General features: G+C 43.7%; 3 protein-coding genes. 1 reads left to right on the forward strand and 2 read right to left on the reverse strand.

Annotation, left to right across the window (positions count from 1 at the left end):
• The first annotated feature begins 94 nt into the window (after window positions 1–94).
• Window positions 95–481 carry a Cu(I)-responsive transcriptional regulator gene (gene cueR / locus R7F67_RS23820; RefSeq protein ID WP_005486235.1) on the forward strand — a complete coding sequence of 129 codons (387 nt, stop codon included), beginning with the start codon at window positions 95–97 and terminating at the stop codon, window positions 479–481.
• A gap of 47 nt (window positions 482–528) precedes the next feature.
• Here cueR and vctC read toward each other — a convergent pair whose 3' ends face one another.
• On the reverse strand, window positions 529–1,284 hold the full coding sequence (gene vctC, locus R7F67_RS23825) for an iron chelate ABC transporter ATP-binding protein VctC (RefSeq protein ID WP_318057413.1): 756 nt from the start codon (window positions 1,282–1,284) through the stop codon (window positions 529–531).
• Between the two features lie 2 nt (window positions 1,285–1,286).
• Window positions 1,287–1,883 (reverse strand): iron chelate uptake ABC transporter family permease subunit (locus tag R7F67_RS23830; RefSeq protein WP_318057414.1); only part of this gene is annotated, 597 nt, incomplete at its 5' end.

Below are 1,883 nucleotides of genomic sequence, written 5' to 3' on the forward strand. Positions count from 1 at the left end.
AAATCAAACGCTGCGTAGAAACCAATATGTTTAACGCGCTGATACACAACGACAATTAACGGCATCGGCGTTATCTCGAATGTGGAGGTTAAACATGAATATTGGCGCTGTCGCGAAGCTAACTGGACTGTCATCAAAGTCGATTCGTTTGTATGAAGACAAAGGGATCATCTCTCCACCAGCACGCAGTGATTCTGGCTATCGCGAGTATTCGGATAATCATATTCAAGAACTTAACTTAGTTTCACGAGCAAAAAACGCAGGATTTTCACTTCAAGAATGTAAAGAGTTCGTCCAGCTTGCGCATAATCCAAACCGTAAAAGCAGCGAAGTGAAAGAAAGAACGATGGATAAACTGCGCGAAGTAGAAGAGAAAATTGCTCACCTGATGGAAATCAAAAAACAGTTGGAAGGTTGGGTATCGGCTTGTCCTGGCGATGCAAAAAGTCGCTGCCCAATCATAGACGAGCTCACTAAGTAAGCTCGCCTATCTATTGCAGTTCGTTAAAGGCAACAAGTTGGTTCAGATTAATGGTAAGTGCACATGCGCTTGCCATTTAACTCAATGATGTTAAATGGTGTTTCGTAGATGTCTTCCAATGTTGTTGCCTGAATCACCTCTTCAACCGTACCACTTGCCACCACTTTGCCTTGTTTAAGCGCCAGAATGACATCGGAATAGCACGCCGCGAAGTTGATATCGTGAATCACAACCACCATTGCTTTGTTCATGTCATGAGCAAGCCTTTGAATCACCTTCATGATCTGCAATGAGTGCTTGATATCCAAGTTGTTCAGCGGTTCATCTAAGAAAACGTAGTCCGTATCCTGAGCAATCACCATGGCGATAAACGCCAACTGGCGCTGACCACCACTCAACTCATCCAAGTATTTATCTTGAATGTCTTGCAGGTCTAAGTAATCAATGGCTTGTGCAATGACCGCATGATCGTCTTTAGTGAGATTGCCTTTTGAATAAGGAAAACGACCAAAAGAGACCAGCTCTTTCACGGTAAATCGCATCGTGATTGAGTTCGCTTGGCGCAACACAGCAAGCTTTTTCGCCAGCTCTTTGGTATCCCACTCAGCGATCTCTTTACAGTCGATGATGACGCTACCACCATCTCGCTCTGTTAGGCGAGAAGCCATCGAGAGCAAGGTACTTTTACCGGCTCCATTTGGGCCAATGATCGACGTCACTTTGCCTTTTTCGAACTGAGTATCCGCGCTATCAACGACTTTACTCGAACCAAATGCTTTGGTTAGTTTCTCTATGACTATCATGTTTATACGACTTTGTTTTTCAACAGCAGATACAAGAAATAAATGCCGCCAAGGAAGTTAATGACCACGCTTAGCGTTGTCTCAAAATTAAATACGTTTTCAATGATCCACTGCCCTGAAAGCAAGGAGCTAATGGCCAACAGTGAACAGCCTATCAACAATGTTTTATGTTGATAGGAGTGAAACATCTCGCGGCTCAAGTTGGTAACAAGCAAACCAAAGAACATAATTGGGCCAACCAAAGCGGTAGAAATTGCAATCAAAACCGCAGAAAGGATGAAGACGTTGCGCGTCACTTTCGGCACATCAACACCCAAGCTTTTCGCGTTGTCTTGATCTAACCAGAACACATCCAATGTGCGATGCATACGAAACAGCAACCAGCAAGCCAATATCAACATAGGCGCACTGAAGTACACGAGATTAACCTTTACGTTGTTAAAGCTTGCATACAGTTTGGACTGCACGAAAGCGAACGTATTGGGATCCATCAATAGCGAGAAGAAAGACGCAATGTTAGAAAAGAGCTGCCCAAATATCAAACCGACCAGCAATAAGGTGATCAAATTTCGGCTGCCTTTGGAGAAATAGAAACCAAA

Source organism: Vibrio sp. YT-17 (assembly GCF_033337375.1).
GTDB lineage: Bacteria > Pseudomonadota > Gammaproteobacteria > Enterobacterales > Vibrionaceae > Vibrio > Vibrio alginolyticus.

Coding starts and splice junctions, on each gene's coding strand:
- vctC (WP_318057413.1), bottom strand. CDS start 1,284: ATGATAGTCATAGAGAAACTAACCAAAGCATTTGGTTCGAGTAAAGTC.
- cueR (WP_005486235.1), top strand. CDS start 95: ATGAATATTGGCGCTGTCGCGAAGCTAACTGGACTGTCATCAAAGTCG.